The organism is Moorena sp. SIO3H5, assembly GCF_010692395.1.
Taxonomy (GTDB): Bacteria; Cyanobacteriota; Cyanobacteriia; order Cyanobacteriales; family Coleofasciculaceae; genus Moorena.
On the sequence record NZ_JAAHHS010000800.1, the window covers coordinates 1 to 1,142 of the forward strand.

Genomic DNA, 1,142 nt, shown 5'->3' on the forward strand with positions numbered 1-1,142 from the left:
TCTCAAAGCATATGAAAGTGTAGCAGAATCATTGTACCAGGATTTTCTCCATAAAGACCAAGAAATTGTAGAAGTGTCGTAGTTACTTATGGCACAGACTCTTACTCTCATAAAGATTACCCTACACTAGGGCGTGTCATCAAATAGGTCTCAATCCAGTATAAAATCAATAGCCTAGGGAGAATTGAGTAATGGAAAGGACTGTTATCATGAGACATCGCTATGCCTTACGGGATGATCAGTGGGAACGGATCAAAGACTTACTACCAGGGCGAAAACAAACTGTTGGAGTGACGGCCAAAGATAACCGATTATTTGTCGAAGCCGTACTGTATCGCTACCGAGCCGGTATTCCGTGGCGAGACTTACCGGAAAGATTTGGGGATTTCCGAGTAGTTCATACCCGTTTTAGTCGGTGGGCAAAGGGTGGTGTGTGGCAAAAGGTATTTGAGCAGTTAGCCTCGGATGCAGACAATGAATATGCCATGATTGACTCGACCATTGTGCGTGCCCACCAGCACAGTGCAGGGGCAAAAGGGGGGATGGTTTTGGCGAAGCCATCGGTCGCAGCAAAGGTGGACTGAGTACGAAAATTCACGCCGTGGTAGATGCCTTGGGTAATCCTACTGACTTTCATTTGACTCCTGGGCAAGCATGTGACCTCGATGGAGCCGATGTCTTACTCGAAGATCTAGGAGCCGATACAGTGATTGCAGACAAGGGATACGATGCTGACGAGCGTGTGATTGAACGACTTAAACAAAAAGGCAAGGGGGTGGTGATTCCGCCCAAACGCAACCGTGCTGTCCAGCGTGAATATGATAAAGACTTGTACAAAGCACGACATCTAATCGAGAATTTTTTTGCCCAGCTAAAACAATATCGAGCGATCGCCACACGTTACGATAAGCGAGCAATAAACTTTCTCGGCGCAATTTATCTTGCTGCCACTGTTATTTGGCTTAATTGATGACACGCCCTAGGTAATGTGGTTAAAATCGACCCTTGGAAGTTGTTCATCAAGCCTGGCACTAACTCCTGGCTGGAATTCATCCCAAGTCCTAGATACTTGCTCGTAGCATTGAGGTGGTGTAATGGGTAGATTTTTCAAGTAAAAGAACATCGCTTGATCGAAAGACTCC

General features: G+C 46.1%; 1 protein-coding gene. It reads left to right on the forward strand.

Annotated elements, in window-relative coordinates:
* The first annotated feature begins 209 nt into the window (after positions 1-209).
* Positions 210-970 (forward strand): IS5 family transposase gene (locus F6K52_RS36610; RefSeq protein ID WP_293090183.1). Its coding sequence is split into 2 segments (ribosomal slippage): positions 210-545 and positions 548-970, totalling 759 coding nucleotides; the frame shifts between segments, so codons are not numbered across the junction.
* Positions 971-1,142 lie beyond the last annotated feature (172 nt).